17 protein-coding genes and 2 riboswitches are annotated in these 18964 nt (G+C 69.9%); of the genes, 13 read left to right on the top strand and 4 right to left on the bottom strand.

Annotated features, from left to right (window positions below):
- Window positions 1–237 precede the first annotated feature (237 nt).
- From P6166_RS06180 to P6166_RS06150, 7 genes are all read left to right on the top strand, one after another.
- Window positions 238–831 (top strand): GNAT family N-acetyltransferase, encoded by a 594-nt coding sequence (locus P6166_RS06180; RefSeq protein WP_277763608.1) that lies wholly within the window; start codon window positions 238–240, stop codon window positions 829–831.
- 2 nt (window positions 832–833) lie between these two features.
- Window positions 834–1598, top strand: a complete 765-nt coding sequence (gene minC, locus P6166_RS06175) for a septum site-determining protein MinC (protein ID WP_277763607.1) — start codon at window positions 834–836, stop codon at window positions 1596–1598.
- Between the two features lie 37 nt (window positions 1599–1635).
- Window positions 1636–2445, top strand: coding sequence for a septum site-determining protein MinD (minD, locus tag P6166_RS06170; RefSeq protein WP_277763606.1), 810 nt, complete (start codon window positions 1636–1638; stop codon window positions 2443–2445).
- Between the two features lie 3 nt (window positions 2446–2448).
- Window positions 2449–2706: a cell division topological specificity factor MinE gene (gene minE / locus P6166_RS06165; protein ID WP_108143433.1), complete on the top strand. Its 258-nt coding sequence runs from the start codon at window positions 2449–2451 to the stop codon at window positions 2704–2706.
- Between the two features lie 46 nt (window positions 2707–2752).
- Window positions 2753–3238 (top strand): hypothetical protein, encoded by a 486-nt coding sequence (locus P6166_RS06160; RefSeq protein WP_277763605.1) that lies wholly within the window; start codon window positions 2753–2755, stop codon window positions 3236–3238.
- Between the two features lie 213 nt (window positions 3239–3451).
- Complete coding sequence (locus P6166_RS06155; RefSeq protein WP_277763604.1) at window positions 3452–4090, top strand: DUF3011 domain-containing protein; 639 nt, start codon at window positions 3452–3454, stop codon at window positions 4088–4090.
- A 14-nt stretch (window positions 4091–4104) separates the two neighbouring features.
- Entirely contained in the window at window positions 4105–4722 is a 618-nt protein-coding gene (locus P6166_RS06150; protein ID WP_277763603.1) for an AprI/Inh family metalloprotease inhibitor, read from the top strand.
- Between the two features lie 48 nt (window positions 4723–4770).
- Here P6166_RS06150 and P6166_RS06145 read toward each other — a convergent pair whose 3' ends face one another.
- Window positions 4771–6084 carry a HAMP domain-containing sensor histidine kinase gene (locus P6166_RS06145; RefSeq protein WP_277763602.1) on the bottom strand — a complete coding sequence of 438 codons (1314 nt, stop codon included), beginning with the start codon at window positions 6082–6084 and terminating at the stop codon, window positions 4771–4773.
- Window positions 6074–6775, bottom strand: a complete 702-nt coding sequence (locus P6166_RS06140; RefSeq protein ID WP_277763601.1) for a response regulator transcription factor — start codon at window positions 6773–6775, stop codon at window positions 6074–6076. Before P6166_RS06140 ends, P6166_RS06145 begins: the two co-directional genes overlap by 11 nt.
- Before the next feature lie 131 nt (window positions 6776–6906).
- On the opposite strand from P6166_RS06140, the gene P6166_RS06135 reads away from it, so the two are divergent.
- From P6166_RS06135 to P6166_RS06115, 5 genes are all read left to right on the top strand, one after another.
- Window positions 6907–8613, top strand: coding sequence for a glycosyltransferase family 39 protein (locus P6166_RS06135; protein ID WP_277763600.1), 1707 nt, complete (start codon window positions 6907–6909; stop codon window positions 8611–8613).
- A 92-nt stretch (window positions 8614–8705) separates the two neighbouring features.
- Window positions 8706–9443, top strand: coding sequence for a phosphatase PAP2 family protein (locus tag P6166_RS06130; RefSeq protein WP_277763599.1), 738 nt, complete (start codon window positions 8706–8708; stop codon window positions 9441–9443).
- A complete protein-coding gene (locus P6166_RS06125; protein WP_277763598.1) occupies window positions 9440–11104 on the top strand; it encodes a phosphoethanolamine--lipid A transferase in 1665 nt (554 codons plus the stop codon). Before P6166_RS06130 ends, P6166_RS06125 begins: the two co-directional genes overlap by 4 nt.
- A gap of 83 nt (window positions 11105–11187) precedes the next feature.
- Entirely contained in the window at window positions 11188–13194 is a 2007-nt protein-coding gene (locus P6166_RS06120; RefSeq protein ID WP_277763597.1) for a M2 family metallopeptidase, read from the top strand.
- An 84-nt stretch (window positions 13195–13278) separates the two neighbouring features.
- Complete coding sequence (locus P6166_RS06115) at window positions 13279–13584, top strand: hypothetical protein (RefSeq protein WP_277763596.1); 306 nt, start codon at window positions 13279–13281, stop codon at window positions 13582–13584.
- 82 nt (window positions 13585–13666) lie between these two features.
- Here the strand turns inward: P6166_RS06115 and P6166_RS06110 are convergent, their stop codons facing one another.
- A complete protein-coding gene (locus P6166_RS06110; RefSeq protein WP_277763595.1) occupies window positions 13667–14074 on the bottom strand; it encodes a hypothetical protein in 408 nt (135 codons plus the stop codon).
- Window positions 14075–14077: 3 nt separating this feature from the next.
- A complete protein-coding gene (locus P6166_RS06105) occupies window positions 14078–15292 on the bottom strand; it encodes a multidrug effflux MFS transporter (RefSeq protein WP_277763706.1) in 1215 nt (404 codons plus the stop codon).
- Window positions 15293–15592: 300 nt separating this feature from the next.
- Window positions 15593–15678: riboswitch (glycine riboswitch) on the top strand.
- A gap of 20 nt (window positions 15679–15698) precedes the next feature.
- A riboswitch (glycine riboswitch) is annotated at window positions 15699–15802 on the top strand.
- A 96-nt stretch (window positions 15803–15898) separates the two neighbouring features.
- On the opposite strand from P6166_RS06105, the gene gcvP reads away from it, so the two are divergent.
- Complete coding sequence (gene gcvP / locus P6166_RS06100) at window positions 15899–18766, top strand: aminomethyl-transferring glycine dehydrogenase (protein ID WP_277763594.1); 2868 nt, start codon at window positions 15899–15901, stop codon at window positions 18764–18766.
- Window positions 18767–18964 lie beyond the last annotated feature (198 nt).

The following is an 18964-nucleotide window of genomic DNA, read 5'->3' as shown; positions in this document are numbered from 1 at the left end:
TCGACCGCTGTGTGGAGGGACGCCGGCAACGCCCGGCGGGACGGGCCCACCGGCCCGACGGAGCCCAGAGGCCGGCCAGGCCGCGCCGGCCGGGATAAATTCGGTAACGCCCCGGTTGAAGTCAACCGTGCCGGAAGTCCCGTGGCGCGCGGACGTCATCGCCGCTACCCGCCCCCGCGGCGACCGTGAGACAATCCTGCACGGCTGCGTGCCGACCGCTTCACCCACGGAGTTCCAATGTCGATCGTGATCCGCGACGTGAAAGAGCACGAGCTCGATTCCGTCCTGGCCCTCAACAACAACGCCGGCCTGGCGATCCTTCCGCTGGATTCGGCCCGGCTGCACCGCTTCTACGAGCAGGCCGAGTATTTCCGCGTCGCCGAGCGTGACGGCAACCTGGCCGGCTTCCTCGTCGGCTTCGGCAGCAAGGCGCCGCACGACAGCAGCAATTTCGCCTGGTTCCGCGAGCGCTACCCCGATTTCTTCTATATCGACCGCATCGTGGTCGCCAGCCGCCGTCGCGGCGGTGGCGTCGGCCGTGCGTTCTACGCCGACGTGCAGAGCTACGCCGAGCTGCGCTACCCGCAGCTGGCCTGCGAGGTGTTCCTGGACCACGGCGCCGACGCGGCGCTGCTGTTCCATGGCAGCTTCGGCTTCCGCGAAGTGGGCCAGAACATGATGGCCGACGTGGACGTGCGCGCCAGCATGCTGCTCAAGGACATGTGCAGCTACGGCTGGGTGCGGGAAACCTACGGCGGCGAGCTGCCGGACCTGCCGTGGGTCGGCCGCCCACGCCATTCGCAGCGGGCCCAGCGCCCGACGGGGACCTGAGCGTGGCCTCGGCGAACCTGGATTTCGAACAGGCCGGCGAACTGAAGATCGGCCAGGTCGGCATCGCCAACCTGCGCATCCGCACGCTGGACGTGGCCCGCCTGACGCAGGAAATGCGCGAGCGCGTGGCGCGCGCGCCCAAGCTGTTCGGGCACGCGGCGGTGATCCTGGATTTCGGCGGCCTCTCGCAGGCCCCGGACGTGGAGACCGCCCGCGCGCTGCTGGAAGGCCTGCGCGAGGCCGGCGTGCTGCCGGTGGCGCTGGCCTACGGCACCAGCGAGATCGAGCAACTCTCCCGCGCCCTTGGCCTGCCGCTGCTGGCCAAGTTCCGCGCGCAATACGAGCGCATCGACGGCGGCGCGGCGGCCACGTCCCCGCCCCCGCCGCCACCCGCCCCGGTCGCGGCGGCCAAGCCGGCGCCGGCACCGGCCGCTCCGCGGCCCGGCCGCATGCAGCGCAATGCCGTGCGCTCGGGCCAGCAGCTGTACGCCGAGAACGCCGACCTGACCGTGCTGTCCACCGTGGGCGCCGGCGCGGAGGTCATCGCCGACGGCAGTATCCACATCTATGGCAACCTGCGCGGCCGCGCCCTGGCCGGCGCGCAGGGCAATACCGAGGCGCGGATCTTCTGCCGCGAGTTCAACGCCGAACTGGTCGCCATTGCCGGCCACTACAAGGTGCTGGACGATATCCCCAAGGAACTGCGTGGCAAGGCCGTCCAGGTCTGGCTGGAGCAGGACCAGATCAAGATCGCTGCGCTGGACTGACGCAGCCCACCCCTCAAGACATTACTGGAGCATTCCATTGGCTGAAATCATCGTAGTCACCTCCGGCAAGGGCGGCGTCGGCAAGACCACCACCAGCGCCAGCCTGGCCTGTGGCCTGGCACGGCGCGGCAAGAAGGTCGCGGTCATCGATTTCGACGTCGGCCTGCGCAACCTCGACCTGATCATGGGCTGCGAGCGCCGCGTGGTGTACGACTTCGTCAATGTCGTCCATGGCGAAGCGACGCTGAAGCAGGCGCTGATCAAGGACAAGCGTTTCGAGAACCTCTACGTGCTGGCCGCCTCGCAGACCCGCGACAAGGACGCGCTGACCAAGGAAGGCGTGGAGAAGGTGCTCAAGGACCTGGCTGCCGACGGCTTCGACTTCGTGGTGTGCGATTCGCCCGCCGGCATCGAGAAGGGCGCCTTCCTGGCGATGTACTTCGCCGACCGCGCGGTGGTCGTGGTCAACCCGGAAGTGTCCTCGGTGCGCGACTCGGACCGCATCATCGGCCTGCTCGATTCCAAGACCCACAAGGCCGAGGCCGGCCAGACCGTGCCGGCCGCGCTGCTGCTCACCCGCTACAGCCCCTCGCGCGTGGAAGCCGGCGAGATGCTGTCGATCAACGACGTGGAGGAAGTGCTGGGCCTGAAGGCGATTGGCGTGATCCCCGAATCGGGCGACGTGCTCAACGCCTCCAACAAGGGCGAGCCGGTGATCCTGGATGCCGAATCGCCGGCGGGCCAGGCCTACGACGATGCGGTGGCCCGCATCCTGGGCGAGGAGCGGCCGATGCGCTTCACCTCGGTGGAGAAGAAGGGATTCTTCAGCAAGCTGTTCGGAGGCTGAGGCATGGGACTGCTCGACTTTCTCAAGAGCAAGAAAAACACCGCCGAAACCGCGAAGAACCGCCTGCAGATCATCATCGCGCAGGAACGCTCGCAGCGGGGCGGCCCGGACTACCTGCCGCTGCTGCAGCGCGAGCTGCTGGAAGTGATCAAGAAGTACGTGAACATCGACGCGGACGCGGTGAAGGTCGACCTGATCAAGGACGGCCACAACGACGTGCTCGACATCTCCGTGGCACTGCCGGAAGACCCGGACAAGTGAGCCCGCGCGCGCCGGCCTTGGCCGGCGCCGCGCGCCTGCGCAGCACATGAAGTCGCAGACCGCCGCCGCCGAACCCGTGGTCACGCGCGTGGCCGAGATCGACCTGGCGCACGCCACCGCCCTGCTCGCCCGCCACGGCCTGCGCCTGCACCGCGTGCCCGATGGCGGCGAGATTCCGGGCAGCTATTGGGGCGCGCCGGAGGCGGGCATCATCGGCTGCGACGTGTACGTGCGCGGCGACACCCCCGTGCATTCGATGCTGCACGAGGCCTGCCACCTCATCGTGCTGCCGCCCGAACGCCGCGCGCAGGTGCACACCGATGCCACCGATTCGGTGGAGGAAGAGGACGCGACCTGCTACCTGCAGATCGTGCTCGCCGATGCGCTGCCCGGCGTGGGCCGCGCGCGGCTGATGGCCGACATGGACGCGTGGGGCTACACCTACCGGCTGGGCTCGACGCAGGCGTGGTTCGAACACGACGCGGAAGACGCGCGCGCGTGGCTGGTCGAGCGGGGACTGCTGCCGGGTTGACGGACCGGGCGCCGTGAGCCGCCCCTAGACAACGTGGGCACAGCGTCGCCCCGCAAGACACCGACCTGACAAGCGCCCAAACCCTGTCACAAACCTGACTGCGCCCGTGGCTGCGCGGCGTTGCACGGACGCGCTCGCCCGATGCACGATGGCGCCCGAAGGGGTCGAGGCGCAGTCAACAGTTCGTTTCCGCGACGCACGGGGAGTGACTGAATGAAGAGTCTTGGGCGTGGTCTGTCGACCGTGGCGGCACTGGTCGGGGTGTTACTGGCTTCATCGGACGCGGCGGCACAGGACGGCACCATCACCGTTGAATGTCACTCGGTGGGATACGAATACAGCGAATGCCGCGCACCGCTGCGCGCGCCGCAGTTGATTCATCAGATTTCGAGCAGCGCCTGCATCCTCAATCGCACGTGGGGCTTTGACCGTCGCAAGCAGCGCCTTTGGGTGGACCAAGGGTGCTCGGGCGTGTTCGCCGACGTGGCGGGCTATCACCACGGGCGAAGTGGCACCTTCGATCCGGGCAGCCGCCGGTACGACGAGCGCGGTCGCGATCTGGGACTGATCCTCGCCACGGTGGCCGGCGCCGCGCTCGCGTCCTCGGACCACGAGACGCACTACACCAACTACCGCTCGGATACGCACGCCTACGCGCACGGCGGCTATGACGGCTGCCACGGCGTCGGCTGCCTGGTGGATCCGCCGGACAACGGCGGCCAGTCGGAAGCCATCGACACGCGGCCGTCGTTCGACAAGCAGGGCAATCCCAATTTCGATACGCAGGGAAACTGGATTGGCTGCCACGGCGTCGGCTGCGACGTCGATCCGCCCGCCGACGACAACCACTGACCGGGGTGACCGCCATGCACGCAAGGATCATCATCGTCATCGCCGCCGCGGCCCTGTGCTACGCCGGCGCCGCGCTCGCCCAGGACAACACCGGCGCCCTGGACCAGAGCACGCAGACCACCTCGTCCAGTTCGACGACCACGACCAGCACGACCTGGAGCGACGATAGCGCCTCGCCGCAGCGCGACGATTCCGGGTTCCAGAGCTCGCCCGAAATGAAAGCCTGGATCAAGAGCAATGCCGATGATTCGGCTTCCCGCGACAACGGGTTCGGCGCCGGCTTCGGGCGCGACAACGACCAGCGCGAGGACGACCGGCCGTCCTGGTCGAAGCATCGCCCACCTGCGCCCAAGCCGGAACAGATCGAGGGCGCCTACAAAGTCATGTCGAGCACGGGCGAGTTCCTGTGCACGGTCAACCTGAAAGCCAGTCCCTTCTTCGGCGGCTACTGGGCCAGCACGTCCACCGGATGCCCGGAGTTGTGGAAGGTTTCGCGCTGGGATTTCCAGGGCCCCACCCTGGTGCTCACCAATTCCTCCGGCGACATCTACGCCAGCTTCTGGCCACGCGCGCGCGACTTGTGGGTTGGCCAGTCGACCGCTTCCGGGCAACGCCTGTCGCTCAGCCGCTGACGGTATCCGCGCCACCCGTGGCGCAAGCCGCTTGCCCCGCGCGCGCGATCAAAGCGCGCGTTCGGGCACCGCGTTTTCCTCCACCAGCGAGCTGGACAGGTCGAGCGAGGCGATCGTGCCGCGTCCCTCCACCGACTCGAACGACAGCGTCCAGCCCAGGTGTTCGCACAGGCGGCCGATCAGGTCCAGCCCGATCCCCGCCACGCGGCCGCCCTGGTCGCCGCGCGCCATGCGCGCGTAGATCGCGCTGATTTCCTCCGGCGACATGCCGTGCCCCGGGTCCTCGATGCGCACCGTCGCCGGTGCCGACAGCGCGATGTGGATCGTGCCGCGGTCGCTGTTCTCGATCGCGTTGCGCAGCAGGTTGCCGATCGCGGCCTGCAGGATCGTCACCGGCGCGAACAGCCGCGCCGGTACCTGGGCCTGCAGCACGATGCGCAGGTCCTTGTCCGCGCTCAGGTGGCGGTGGTCGGCGACGATCTCCGGCAACAGCTGGTCCAGCCGCACCTCGTCGCTGCTGCGCGCCAGCCGCGCCGGGTCCTTGGCCAGCACCAGCAGCAGTGCCAGCAACTGCTCCACGCCCGAGGCGGTCTGGCGGATGCGCAGCAGCTGGTGGCGCACCGGCGCGGGCACATCGTCCTGCGCAAGCCCCAGCTCGCTGGCGCCGTCGATCACCGCGATCGGCGTGCGCAGTTCGTGGCTGGCGCTGTTGATGAAGGCGCGCTCGCGCTGCACGAACTGGTCGTTGCGGCCGAGGTAGTCGTTCAACGCCTCGGTAATCACGGTCTGCTCGCTGCTGGCGCGCGGGTCCAGCGCCACGCGCTGGCCGGGGCAGTCCGGCTGGAGGCCGCGGATGCGCTCGGCCATCTCGCTCAACGGCTTGACCACCCGCCCCATGCCCCAGCCCACCAGCAACCCGAGCAACACGATCGCCAGCAGGTTGGAGGCCACCATCCACAAGCCCAGGCGGTTCTCGTGTTGCTGCAGCTCGGTGATGTCCAGCGCGAGCACCAGCCGGCGGCCGTTGACGTCCTGCACCAGCAGCACCTTGTCGCGGCCCTCGTAGGCGATGCCGTCGTGCAGGCCCGGCTGCAGGCCGGCATAGGCGGGCGGCGGCGGCGAGTCTTCGTCGTCGCCGAACAACTGCACGGTACGGCTGTCGGTCCAGTGGTAATCCGGGTCCTCGGCGCTGCGCTGCACGAAGTGGTCCAGTTCCGACTTCAACAGCGAATGCCAGGTCAGTTGTTCGGCCTGTTCGTTGACGATGTAGCCGTGCACGAACACCGCCAGCGAGATCAGCGCGGCGTATGCCACCAGCCACAGGGTCACCTGCCGCCGCAGCGCGCGGGGCTTACGGGCCATCGACGGTCTCCGCCGGACCCAGCGGCGCCAGCCGGTAGCCCACGCGCGGCAGCGTGTGGATCAGCTTGTCGGCGAACGGCCCATCCACGCTGCGGCGCAGTTCGTAGATGTGCGAACGCAGCATGTCGCCGTCCGGCGGCTCGTCGCCCCATAGCGCGTGTTCCAGGCGCTCGCGCGTCACCGCCGCCGGGCTGGCCTGCATCAGCACTTCCAGCAGCTTTCGGCAGGCCGGGTACAGGTGCAGCGGGCGGCCGGCGCGCGTGGCTTCCAGCGTCGCCAGGTCCAGGCGCAGGTCGGCCACCTGCAGGGCCTTGCTGCGGCCGCGGCCCTGCGCGCGCACCAGCAGCGCTTCCAGGCGCACCTCCAGCTCCGGCAGCGCGAAGGGCTTGGTGAGGTAGTCGTCGGCGCCGGCCCGGAAGCCGGCAATCTTGTCCGGCAGCTCGTCGCGCGCGGTGAGCATGATCACCGGCACCTCGGACTGGTGTTCCTCGCGCAGCCGGCGCAGCACTTCCGGGCCGTCCATGCGCGGCATCATCCAGTCCAGGATGATCGCGTCGTAGGCCTGGGTGGTGGCCAGGTGCAGCCCGGTGATGCCGTCGGGCGCGGCGTCGAGCACGTGGCCGCGCGCCTCGAAGTAATCGAAGAGGTTGGCCACCAGGTTGCGGTTGTCTTCGATGACCAGGAGCCGCATGCGGGATCCGCGTGAAAAGGACACCGCATCGTAACGGCCGGATGTCGAAATGGTGTCGTAGCCGCCGGTTTCCGACAAACTTCCCACGCCGCCGCGCCGAAGATGCGCGGTTCCCTGCCCGCCTGCCGCCGATGCCGACGACCGCCCCCTCCGCCCAGAGCTTCCGTTGGCGCCCCGTGCTGGTGGCGCTGCTGATCGTGCTCAGCCTGGCCGCCGGCCTGGGCCTGCGCCAGCCCAACCCGGCGGACGAGCCGCGCTTCGTGCTGGCCGCGCGCAGCATGGTGGAGAGTGGCCAGTGGCTGCTGCCGCATCGCGGCATCGAGCTGTACGCGGAAAAGCCCCCGGTGTTCATGTGGCTGCAGGCCGGCGCCTACGAGTTGACGGGCCAGTGGACCCTCGCCTTCCTGCTGCCTTCGTTGCTGGCCGCCCTGCTGGTGCTGTGGCTGGTGCGCGACCTCGGCCGCCGCCTGTGGCACCGCCGCATCGGCGACATCGCCCTGCTGGCGGTGTTCTGCACGTTGCAGTTCGGGCTGATGGCCAAGCGCGCGCACATCGACATGGTGCTGCTGGCGATGACCACCCTCTCGCTGTGGGGCCTGCTGCGCCACTTGCTGCGCGGGCCGGACTGGCCGGCCTGGTGGCTGGGCGCGTTCGCCGCCGGCCTGGGCACGGTGACCAAGGGCGTGGGCTTCCTGCCACTGCTGGTGCTGTTGCCGTGGGCGCTGTACGTACGCCTGCATGGGCGCGCATGGCCCGGGCGCGCGGGCGATGGCTGGCGCTGGGCCGCCACGGTGCCGATGTTCGTGGCCGGCACCGCGGTGTGGCTGTTGCCGCTGGCGCTGGCGTTGTGGCGCAGCGACGACCCGGCCCTGCAGGCCTACGCGCGCGAGATCCTGCTGCGGCAGACCGCCACGCGCTACACCGCGGCGTGGCACCACGTGCAGCCGGCCTGGTACTACCTGCGCGTGATCGCCCTGCTCTGGCTGCCCGGCAGCCTGCTGCTGCCGGCGCTGTGCCCGGGCTGGTGGCGCCGCCTGCGCCGCGGCGATGGCCGCCAGTGGCTGCTGCTCGGCTGGAGCCTGCTGGTGCTGCTGTTCTTCAGCGCCAGCCCCGGCAAGCGCGAGCTGTACATCCTGCCGATCCTGCCCGCCGCCTGCCTGGCCGCCGCGCCGCTGCTGCCCGGGCTGTTGCGGCGCGCGCTGCCGCGCCGGCTGCTGCTGGGCTACGTGGTGTTCCTGGCGGTGGCTTCGCTGGCGGTGGCGTTCGGCCCCTGGCTGCCGCGCGATGCCCTGCGCCGCGACCTGGATGCCCACGTGGTGCATCAGCTGAAGTACGGGCTCATCGCCCTGGGGGTCGGCCTGGGCGTGATCGCGGCCTGGGCCAGGTCGCGCCGCGCCGCGCTGGGCGTGGTGCTGTCCACCGCGTGGTTGTGGAGCATCTACGGGCTGGTCTTCGCCCCGGCGCTGGATGCTTCCAGTTCGTCGGCCGGCCTGATGCGGCGCGTCGGCGAACGCATCGGCCCGGACGCACAGCTGGGCATGGTCGCCTGGCGCGAGCAGAACCTGCTGCAGGCCGACCGGCCGGTGACCGAGTTCGGCTTCAAGGCCGACTGGCCCACGCAGTGGGCCAAGGCAGGGCCGTGGCTGGCCGCCCAGCCCACGCACCGCTGGCTGTTCGTGCTGCGCGAGGCGCTGCCGGCGTGCGTGGACCGCACGCAGGTGGTGGAGATCGGCCAGTCGAACCGCAACCAGTGGCTGCTGGTGCCGGGCACCGCCTGGCACGCGGGCTGCACCGGCACCCCGCCCGCGCAGGACGCCGCGGACGACAACGACGACTGAACGCGGCCGGCGGCGCGCCGCGCCGATCCGACCGCTTTCCGACAAGGCGCTGCCGATCATCGCCACACCCTCGGCATGCCTTGTCTCGCTCAATGGATCTGCACACCGTATCCGCGCTGGCCGCCGCGCCACGCCCGTCGCCGCGCCTGAACCCGCCGCTGGCGACGCATCTGTATCTGCCGTTGGCGCTGCTGCTGATCCTCAACGCGTGGCTGGCCGCGGGCGGCGGCGACATGGCGATCGCCGACCTGCTCTATCGCCTGGAAGGCAACCACTGGGCGTTGAAGGACGCCTGGTGGACCAGCCACCTCGTGCATCGCGTCGGCAAGTGGATGAGCACGGCGGCCGCGCTGGCTGTCCTGTTCGCCGCCCTGCGCGCCTGGCGCGCGCCGCTGCATGCATGGCGCTGGCCGTTGCTGGCGCTGGTCGGCTCGGTCGCGCTGTCCACCGCGCTGGTGTCGATGTTCAAGCACCTCACCCACATGGATTGCCCGTGGGACCTCGCCCGCTACGGCGGCACGCATGCCTTCTACGGCCTGTTCGAATCGCGCGGCGGCGTGCCGGCCTCCGGCTGCTTCCCCGCCGGCCACGCCAGCGCCGGCTATGCGTGGGTCGCGCTGTATTTCTTCGCCTTGGCCACGGCGCCGCGCTGGCGCTGGGCGGGGCTGGCGTCGGGCTTGCTCGTCGGGGCGCTGTTCGGCTTTTCCCAGCAGCTGCGCGGCGCGCATTTCCTTTCCCATGACCTGTGGTCGCTGGCGGTGTGCTGGGTCGTGCCGCTGTGCCTGTTCCGCCTGCTGCCCGGCCGCGATGGCGCCCAGGTGCGCGCATGAGCCTATCCATCTCCTCCCCGGCCTGGCGGCGCTGGCTGCGCGACATCGACTGGCGTTGGCGGCCGACGCTGTCCACCGAAGGGCTGATCCTCGCCACCAGCCTGTTCTTCGCCCTGGCCTGCAACGGCCTGTTCTGGCGCAGCGCCACCGCGTGGAGCGGCGGCGGCATCGGCATGACGCTCTCGCTGCTGGCGGTGCTGGTGGCCGTGCACGCGCTGCTGCTCGGCCTGCTGGTGTGGCGCTGGAACGCCAAGGTGCTGCTCAGCGTGCTGCTGCTCAGCACCGCGCTGACCACGTACTACATGAGCCGCTACAACGTGTACATCGACGCGGACATGCTGCGCAACGTACTGGCGACCGACCGCAAGGAATCGCGCGAGCTGATCACCGCTTCGCTGCTGCTGCCGCTGCTGTGCTACGGCGTGTTGCCGGTGCTCGTGCTGTGGCGCCTGCGCCTGCGCCAGCGGCGCCCGGTCCGTGCCTTGCTGGTGCGCGCCGGCTTCCTGCTCGCGGTGGCGGTCGGTGGGGCGGCGGCGGCCATGCTGTCGTTCCAGGACCTGTCGGCGCTGATGCGCAACCACCATGAAATCCGCTACCTCGCCACGCCGATCAACACGCTGGCCGCGTTGCGCGCCAACCTGAAATCGGCCACGCCGGGGCACAAGGCGCCCAAGCTGCCGATCGGCGAGGATGCGATGGCCACGCCGCGCGCGCCGCAGTCGCGCCCGCGCCTGCTGTTGATCGTGCTCGGCGAGACCATGCGCGCGCAGAACTTCGGCCTGGACGGCTACGCCCGGCAAACCACGCCGGAACTGGCGCAGGTCGACGGGCTGGTCAACTTCCCCGACATGCACTCGTGCGGCACCAGCACCGAGGTCTCGGTGCCGTGCATGTTCTCGCCGTGGGGCCGCCACGACTACAACGAGGATCGCATCCGCGGCCATCAATCGCTGCTGCACGTGCTCGACCGCGCCGGCGTGGGCGTGCTGTGGCGCGACAACCAGAGCGGCTGCAAGGGCGTGTGCGACGGCCTGCCGATCCAGCAGCTCGACGATGCCAAGGTCGCCAGCCTGTGCCAGGACGGCCGCTGCATGGACGAGGTGCTGCTGGACGACCTCGCCGCGCAGGTGCGGGCCCGCCCGGGCGACCGCGTGGTGGTGCTGCACCAGCTCGGCAACCACGGCCCGAGCTACTACGAGCGCTACCCGGCCGCGTTCGCGCGCTTCAACCCGGCCTGCCAGAACCCGGACCTGGGCCAGTGCAGCCGGCAGCAGATCGTGGACGCCTACGACAACGCGGTGCTCTACACCGACCACTTCCTCGGCCGCGCGATCGGCGCGCTGCGCGCGATGCCCGACTACGACACCGCGATGATCTACCTCTCCGACCACGGCGAATCGCTGGGCGAGAAGGGCCTGTACCTGCACGGCGTGCCGTACGCCATCGCCCCGCAGGAGCAGACCCACGTGCCGATGGTGATGTGGTTCTCGCCGCAGTTCGCCAAGGACCGCGGCCTGGACGTGCAGTGCCTGCGCCGCCGCGCCGCCGGCCATGCCGACCACGACAACCTGTTCCCCTCGGTGCTGGGCCTGATGCAGGTGCGCACCTCGCTCTACGATTCCTCGCGCGACCTGTTCGCCGGCTGCCAGCAGCCAGCCTGAACCACCGCCGCGCGCCCGGCGCCCCTTGCGGCACCGGCGCGCGGCCTCTAGCCTTCGGCGGACCGTTCCCGCAAGGATCCGCCGTGAACCCTCGCCTTCCGCTCCTGGCTGCCGCCCTGCTCGGCGCGTTGTCGCTGTCCGCCTGCCGGCGCGAGCCCACGGCACCGGCCGCCGCCGAAGCGCCCGCCAAGGCCCCGGCCGAGAGCGCCGATGCGTTCATCGCCCGGGTCAATGCCGAGTACAAGGCGGCGTATCCGGAAATCAGCTCGGCGCAGTGGCTGTCGGCGACGTACATCAACGACGATTCGCAACGCATCGCCGCCAAGGCCAACGAGCGCGCGCTCACCCAGCTCAACACCTGGATCGCGCAGGCGCGCCAGTACGAAGGCCAGCCGATGTCCACGGACACCGCGCGCGCCCTGCAACTGCTGCGGCTGATGAGCGCCATGCCGGCGCCGCGCGATCCCGGCCGCCTGGCCGAGCTGACCACCATCGCCAGCCGCATGGAAGGCGACTATGGCGCCGGCACCTATTGCCGCGGCGAAGGCGAGGCCAGGCAGTGCCGCCAACTCGGCGAACTGGAGCAGGTGCTGGCGCGCAGCCGCGACTACGACGAACAGCTCGACGCCTGGCAGGGCTGGCACGACGTGGCCGCGCCGATGCGCGCGAACTACCAGCGCTTCGTCGAGCTGGCCAACGAGGGCGCGCGCGACAGCGGCTTCACCGACGTCGGGCAGATGTGGCGCAGCGGCTACGACATGCCGCCGCAGCAGATCGCCGCCGAGACCGACCGCTTGTGGGAGCAGGTCAAGCCGCTGTACGAGCAGTTGCAGTGCTACGCACGCGGCAAGCTCGACGCCCACTACGGCCAGGACAAGGGCGAGCTGCCCGGCGGCCTGCTGCCGGCCCACCTGATGGGCAACATGTGGCAGCAGGACTGGAGCAACCTGTGGGACCTGCTGCAGCCCTACCCCGGCGCCGGCGACCTGGACATCACCGCCGCGCTGGAAAAGCAGTACCAGAGCGAACTCAGCGGCGCGCTCACCCGCGTGCCCGGCGGCGCCAACGGCAGCGTGGAGGCGCGCTTCAAGGCCCAGCGCGAAGCCGAGCTGCGCACCGCCAAGGCCATGACCGAGCGCGCGCAGGATTTCTACACCTCGCTGGGCATGCCCAAGCTGCCGGACGGCTATTGGCAGCGCTCGCAGTTCATCAAGCCGCTGGACCGCGACGTGGTGTGCCACGCCAGCGCGTGGGACCTCAACATGGGCGGCGACGCCGCGCAGAAGACCGGTCCGGATGTGCGCACGAAGATGTGCATCAAGCCCACCGAGGAAGACTTCACCACCATCTACCACGAGTTGGGCCACATCTATTACGACCTGGCCTACAACCCGCTGCCGCCGTTGTTCCAGAACGGCGCCAACGACGGCTTCCACGAGGCCATCGGCGACACCGTGGTGCTGGCGATGACGCCGGATTACCTGCACTCGGTCGGCCTGGTCGGCGAGGTGCAGCACAGCCGCGAGGCGTTGATCAACGCGCAGATGCGCATGGCGCTGGCGAAGGTGGCGTTCCTGCCGTTCGGCCTGATGATCGACCGCTGGCGCTGGGGCGTGTTCGACGGCTCGATCACCCCGGACCACTACAACCAGGCCTGGTGGCAGCTGAAGGCCAAGTACCAGGGCGTGGCGCCGGTCACCGCGCGCGGCGAGCAGTTCTTCGACCCGGGCGCGAAGTACCACGTGCCGGGCAACACGCCCTACACCCGCTATTTCCTCTCGCACCTGCTGCAGTTCCAGTTCTACAAGGGCCTGTGCCAGGCCGCCGGCTACACCGGCCCGCTGTACGAGTGCAGCTTCTACGGCAACAAGGAAGCCGGGCAGAAGTTCTGGAACATGCTCCAGCGCGGCAGCAGCCAGCCCTGGCAGGTGACGCTCAAGGAGCTGACCGGCGAGGACCACGTCGATGCCGGCCCGATGCTGGAGTACTTCGCGCCGATGCAGGAATGGCTCAAGCAGCAGAACCAGGGCCGCATGTGCGGCTGGGAAGCGCCGGCACCGGCGCCCGCCGCGAAGGCCGCCCAGCCCTGACGCCCTGCCCGCCCGGCGCGTGCTTGCATGCGCGCGCCGGCGCGGGGAGACTGGGGGTGATCGCCCCCACGCAAGGAATTGACCATGACCCCGACCTGGAATGTCGACCGCCTGGTGAAGCAGTACGGTCTGCGCCGCGATACCGCCGCGGAGATCGTCGCCGGGCAGGTGCAGCACGCGCTGCGCACCGCGTGGCAGGCGTGGGCGTGGCTGGCCGTCTCGTTGCCGCTGGCGGCATGGGCCTTCGCCGCATGGCGCGATACCGCGTTCTCGGTGTGGCCGCTGTGCCTGTCGCTGGTGGTCTGGCACCAGATCGGCGTGCGCCTGGCCCAGCCGCGCATTGCCGCGCTGGCGCAGGTGCAGCGCGAACGCATCGATCGCGCGCGCTAGGAAGCGGCTTCCGTAGGAGGGGCTTCAGCCCCGGCCGTGGGATATCGCGACCGGCTTGCGCCCGGCCGCGGCGGAAAGCGCATCACCCCGCCTGCTGCACCCCACGCATCCGCGCGGCCAGCTGTTCCTTGAACTGCTCGAACTCCATCCCCTCGGCCTTCGCCTCGGCGTGGGCGGCGTCCTTCAGCGCATCGGAATAGGCCAGCCGCACCGGGCGGCCTTCGCGCTCGTGCAGCTCACCGGCCAGCATGATCATCGCCAGCACGTGCGCCGCGCTCGGGCTCTCGCCGGCGATGCGGCCATCCATGCCCAACACCCACTCGCCATCGCGGCGGACGATGCCCGCCAGCAATTTGCGCTCGCCATCGCGCAGCTCCGCATGCGGCTCCACCGGCGAGGCGTCGGGCGGCGGCGCGGCGGCGGCGCGGTTGCGCGCGCGCTCGGCCTGGCGGCGGCGGGCGTCGCGGCGCAGCTTGGAATCGGTCGACATGGCTCAGGCTCCGGCAGCAGGCGTGGGGGAAGCGACGGGCATCCGCGACTGGCGCCGGTAGCTGCGCCGCTCCCACCGCCACAATAGCCAGCCGACGAGGAAAAAGCCCGTCGCGCCGAAGGCCAGGTGCAGCGGCGTGTCGCTGAGCAACGGCGACACCACGCCGGCGACCAGGGTGTTGATCATCAGCTGCACGAACATCTGCAGCGAGGAAGCCAGCCCGCGCTGCAACGGCGCCAGGTCGATCACCGACAGCGCCAGGATCGGGAAGATCAGGCCCATGCCGGTGCCGCCGAGGAAGATCGGCACCACCGCCCACGGCACGCTGATCCGCGCCACCGCCAGCGTGTAGGCCAGGTTGCTCACCGCCGACAGCAGGATCAGCCAGTAGCCCAGGCGCACCTGCACCTTCGGCGTGGCCTTGCCGGCCATGCGCCCGGACAGGAACGCGCCCAGCGTCAGGCCGCCGATGGTGGGGATGAACAGCCAGGCGAAATCGCCCTCGCCCAGGCCCAAGTGCTGCATCACCATCACCGGCGCGGAGGCGATGTACAGGAACACGCCGCCGAAGGTGAAGCCGCCCGCGCCGGCCAGGCGCAGGAAGCGCGGCGACAGGCCGATGCGGCGGTAGTCGCGCAGCAGGCGGCCGGCGTGCAGCGGCGTGCGGGCAGCCGGCGGATGGGTCTCGGGCAGGCCGAGCACCGTGCACACCAGCAGCAGGGTCGCAAAGCCCACCAGGAACCAGAAGATCAGCGGCCAGCCGGCGCCGGTGGCCAGCAGCCAGCCGCCGATGATCGGCGCGATGGCCGGGGCGACGCCGAAGATCATCGACACCTGGCTCATCAGGCGCTGGGCGTCGTGGCCATGGAACAGGTCGCGGATCACCGCGCGGCCGACGATCACGCCCACGCCGGCCGACACGCCCTGCAGGGCGCGGAACAGCAGCAGGGTCGGCAGGTCGCGCGACAGCGCGCAGCCGATGGAGGCGCCGATGAACAGCACCAGCCCGCCCAGGATCACCCGGCGCCGGCCCCAGGCATCGGAGAGCGGGCCGTGGGCCAGGCTCATCAGCCCGTAGAACAGCAGGTAGATGCTCACCGTCTGCTGGATCGCCACCGGGTCGGCGTGCAGGCGCTGCTCCAGCTGGGTGAAGGCCGGGAAGATGGTGTCGATCGAGAACGGGCCGAACATCGCCAGGCCCGCCAGCAGCAGGGCCATGCGGCGGGTGGAGGGCGCGGTCTGGGCGGGGGCGGTGTTCACGCGAATCCTTGGCTGTGCGGGCCAACGCCGGAGCAGCTGGCAGGCCGGGCCAGCGGGCTCGGCACGGTGCGGGCGATGGAAACGGCAACGGCGGCGGCGCCAGCCCGGGCGGGCCGGCGCGTCGACGCATCCGGGAGGGCGCCAGCTTACTGGATGCGGCCGGCCGGGGCACCCCGGCCGGGGACGCGCATTCATCCGCGCGCAGGCCGCCGGGCGCGGCGGAAAACGCCCGCCGCGCCCTTATAATGCCGGCCAACACCGCAGGTGGTGGGAGAAGCGGGCTTGCCCGCTGCCGAAGGCGCAATCGCCCGTAATCGCTCAGGCTCCCATACCACTCCCTGCGTGGTGCGCGCGGCACGGCGCACCCCAACACTCTGGAGAGACCGGTTCGATCCGGCGCCGAAGGGGCACGAGAGGTGGAGCGATCCGCCTTTCCAAACTCTCAGGCAAAAGGACAGAGGGGCGCGAGGAACACTTCGTGGTCGCTTGCGCCCTGCTTCCGGCAGCCGCGTGGACGATGCGAGGCGCACTTCGCCGCCCTCCTCTTCCTGCCGGAACATCGCCATGTCCCAGAATTCCTCCCCGCTGCGCGAGCTCGAGCACCACGACGCCTTCATCGCGCGCCACATCGGCCCCAACGACGCGGAGATCGCGCAGATGCTGCGCGTGGTCGGCCACGATTCGCTCGAAGCACTGACCGATGCCATCGTGCCGGCCAGCATCAAGTCGGCCACCCCGCTGGCCTTGCCGGCGGCGATCAGCGAAGTGGAAGCGCTGGCCAAGATCCGCGCCATCGCGCAGAAGAACCAGGTGTTCCGCAGCTTCATCGGCCAGGGCTACTACGGCACCCACACGCCGAACGTCATCCTGCGCAACATCCTGGAGAACCCGGCGTGGTACACGGCCTACACGCCGTACCAGGCGGAAATCTCGCAGGGTCGCATGGAGGCGCTGATCAACTTCCAGACGCTGTGCGCCGACCTCACCGGCATGGAGATCGCCAACGCCTCGCTGCTGGACGAAGGCACCGCGGCCGCCGAGGCGATGACCCTGGCCAAGCGTTCGGCCAAGTCGAAGTCCAACGTGTTCTTCGTTTCCAACGGCGTGCACCCGCAGACGCTGGAAGTGCTGCGCACGCGCGCCGAGCCGCTGGACATCGAACTGCACATCGGCGATGACGCCGAGGCGATGCACCTGGACAGCTTCGGCGTGCTGCTGCAGTACCCCAACACCTTCGGCCAGGTTCACGACTACAAGGCGCTGGCCGATGCGGTGCACGCGCGCGGCGGCCTGGTCGCGGTGGCCAGCGACCTGCTCGCGCTCACGCTGATCGCCGCGCCCGGCACCTGGGGCGCGGACATCGTGGTGGGCAACAGCCAGCGCTTCGGCGTGCCGTTCGGCTTCGGCGGCCCGCACGCGGCGTTCATGGCCTGCCGCGATGCGTACAAGCGCTCGATGCCGGGCCGCCTGATCGGCGTGTCGGTCGATGCGGAAGGCCGCCCGGCCTACCGCCTGACGCTGCAGACCCGCGAGCAGCACATCCGCCGCGAGAAGGCGACCTCCAACATCTGCACCGCGCAGGTGCTGCTGGCGGTGATGGCGAGCATGTACGCGGTGTACCACGGCCCCGAGGGCCTGGTGCGCATCGCGCGCCGCACCCACCGCCTGGCGGCGATCCTGGCCGCCGCGCTGCGCCAGGCCGGCGTCACTGTCGGCCCGGATTTCTTCGACACGCTGCACGTGGTGGACGTGGACGCCGCGGCGATCCACGCCCAGGCCGAGGCGGCGCGCATCAACCTGCGCCGCATCGACGGCCGCTCGCTGGGCATCAGCCTGGACGAGACCACCACGCGTGCGGACATCGTGGCGCTGGCCGCGCTGTTCGGTGCGAAGGTCGATGACATCGACGCGCTCGACGCGGCCACCGCCGACGCCCTGCCGGCCGGCCTGCTGCGCAACACCGACTTCCTGACCCACCCGGTGTTCAACACGCACCACAGCGAGCACGAGCTGCTGCGCTACATGCGTTCGCTGGCCGACAAGGACCTGGCGATGGACCGCACGATGATCCCGCTGGGCTCGTGCACGATGAAGCTCAACGCCACCGCCGAGATGATCCCGGTGACGTGGCCGGAGTTCGGCAACATCCACCCGCTGGCGCCGGCTTCGCAGGCGCTGGGTTACAAGCAGCTGATCGACGGGCTGGAAGAAATGCTGGTCGAGTGCACCGGCTACGACGCGGTGAGCCTGCAGCCCAACTCCGGCGCGCAGGGCGAGTACGCCGGCCTGCTGGCGATCCGCGCCTACCACCGCGCGCGCGGCGAGGGCCATCGCGACATCTGCCTGATCCCCGATTCGGCGCACGGCACCAACCCGGCCTCGGCGCAGATGTGCGGCATGACCGTGGTGGTGACCAAGACCGACGCCAACGGCAACGTGGACGTGGAAGACATCCGCCGCAACGCGGAGAAGTACAGCGACCGCCTGGCGGCGATTATGATGACCTACCCGTCCACGCACGGCGTGTTCGAGGAAGAGGTGGTGGAGATCTGCGAGATCATCCACCAGCACGGCGGCCAGGTGTACACCGACGGCGCCAACATGAACGCGCTGGTCGGCGTGGCCAAGCCGGGCAAGTGGGGTTCGGACGTTTCGCACCTCAACCTGCACAAGACCTTCTGCATCCCGCACGGCGGCGGCGGTCCGGGCGTGGGCCCGTGCGCCGTGAAATCGCACCTGGCGCCGTTCCTGCCGAAGACCTTCGGCGGTGAGGGCGACGTGGGCATGGTGTCGGCGGCCAGCTTCGGCTCGGCGTCGATCCTGCCGATCAGCTGGATGTACGTGACGATGATGGGCCACGAGGGCCTGCGCCGCGCCACCCAGCTGGCGCTGCTCAACGCCAACTACATCGCCAAGCGCCTGGAACCGCACTACGAGACGCTGTACACCGGCCGCAACGGGCTGGTGGCGCACGAGTGCATCCTGGACCTGCGCCCGCTCAAGGACGCCACCGGCATCAGCGCCGAGGACGTGGCCAAGCGGCTGATCGACTTCGGCTTCCATGCGCCGACGCTGAGCTTCCCGGTCGCGGGCACGCTGATGGTCGAGCCGACCGAGAGCGAGTCGCTGCACGAGCTGGACCGTTTCATCGACGCGATGATCCAGATCCGCGACGAGATTCGCGCGGTCGAGGAAGGCAAGCTGGATCGCGAGGACAACCCGCTGCGCCACGCGCCGCACACCGCGGTGGCGGTGAGCGCCAGCGAGTGGACACACGCGTACCCGCGCGAGCTGGCCGCCTTCCCGCTGCCCTCGCTGAAGCTGCAGAAGTACTGGCCGCCGGTCGCGCGCGTGGACAACGTCTACGGCGACAAGAACGTGATGTGCGCCTGCATTCCGGTGGATGCGTACAAGGAAGATGCCGAGGCTTGAGGCCTGGGTTCGGTTTTTCCGCTGATTTGTGTGTGTTTTTTTTGGGGAGGCTTCGGCCTCCCTTTTTTTTCGGCCTTCGATGTCCGTCGGCTTGCTGGGTTCCTGGGCGGCCTGCGGGGGCGCCACCCGTTCGGGACACGCCGTGAATCCATCCCTGGAGGCTCGTAGGCGACATCCATGTCGCCTACGGTCCCGAAC

Origin of the sequence: Stenotrophomonas sp. HITSZ_GD (assembly GCF_029543105.1) — a bacterium.
Classification (GTDB): Bacteria; Pseudomonadota; Gammaproteobacteria; order Xanthomonadales; family Xanthomonadaceae; genus Stenotrophomonas_A.
The sequence above is the reverse complement of the archived record's forward strand: the minus strand, read 5'-3'. Positions and strand labels throughout refer to the sequence as shown.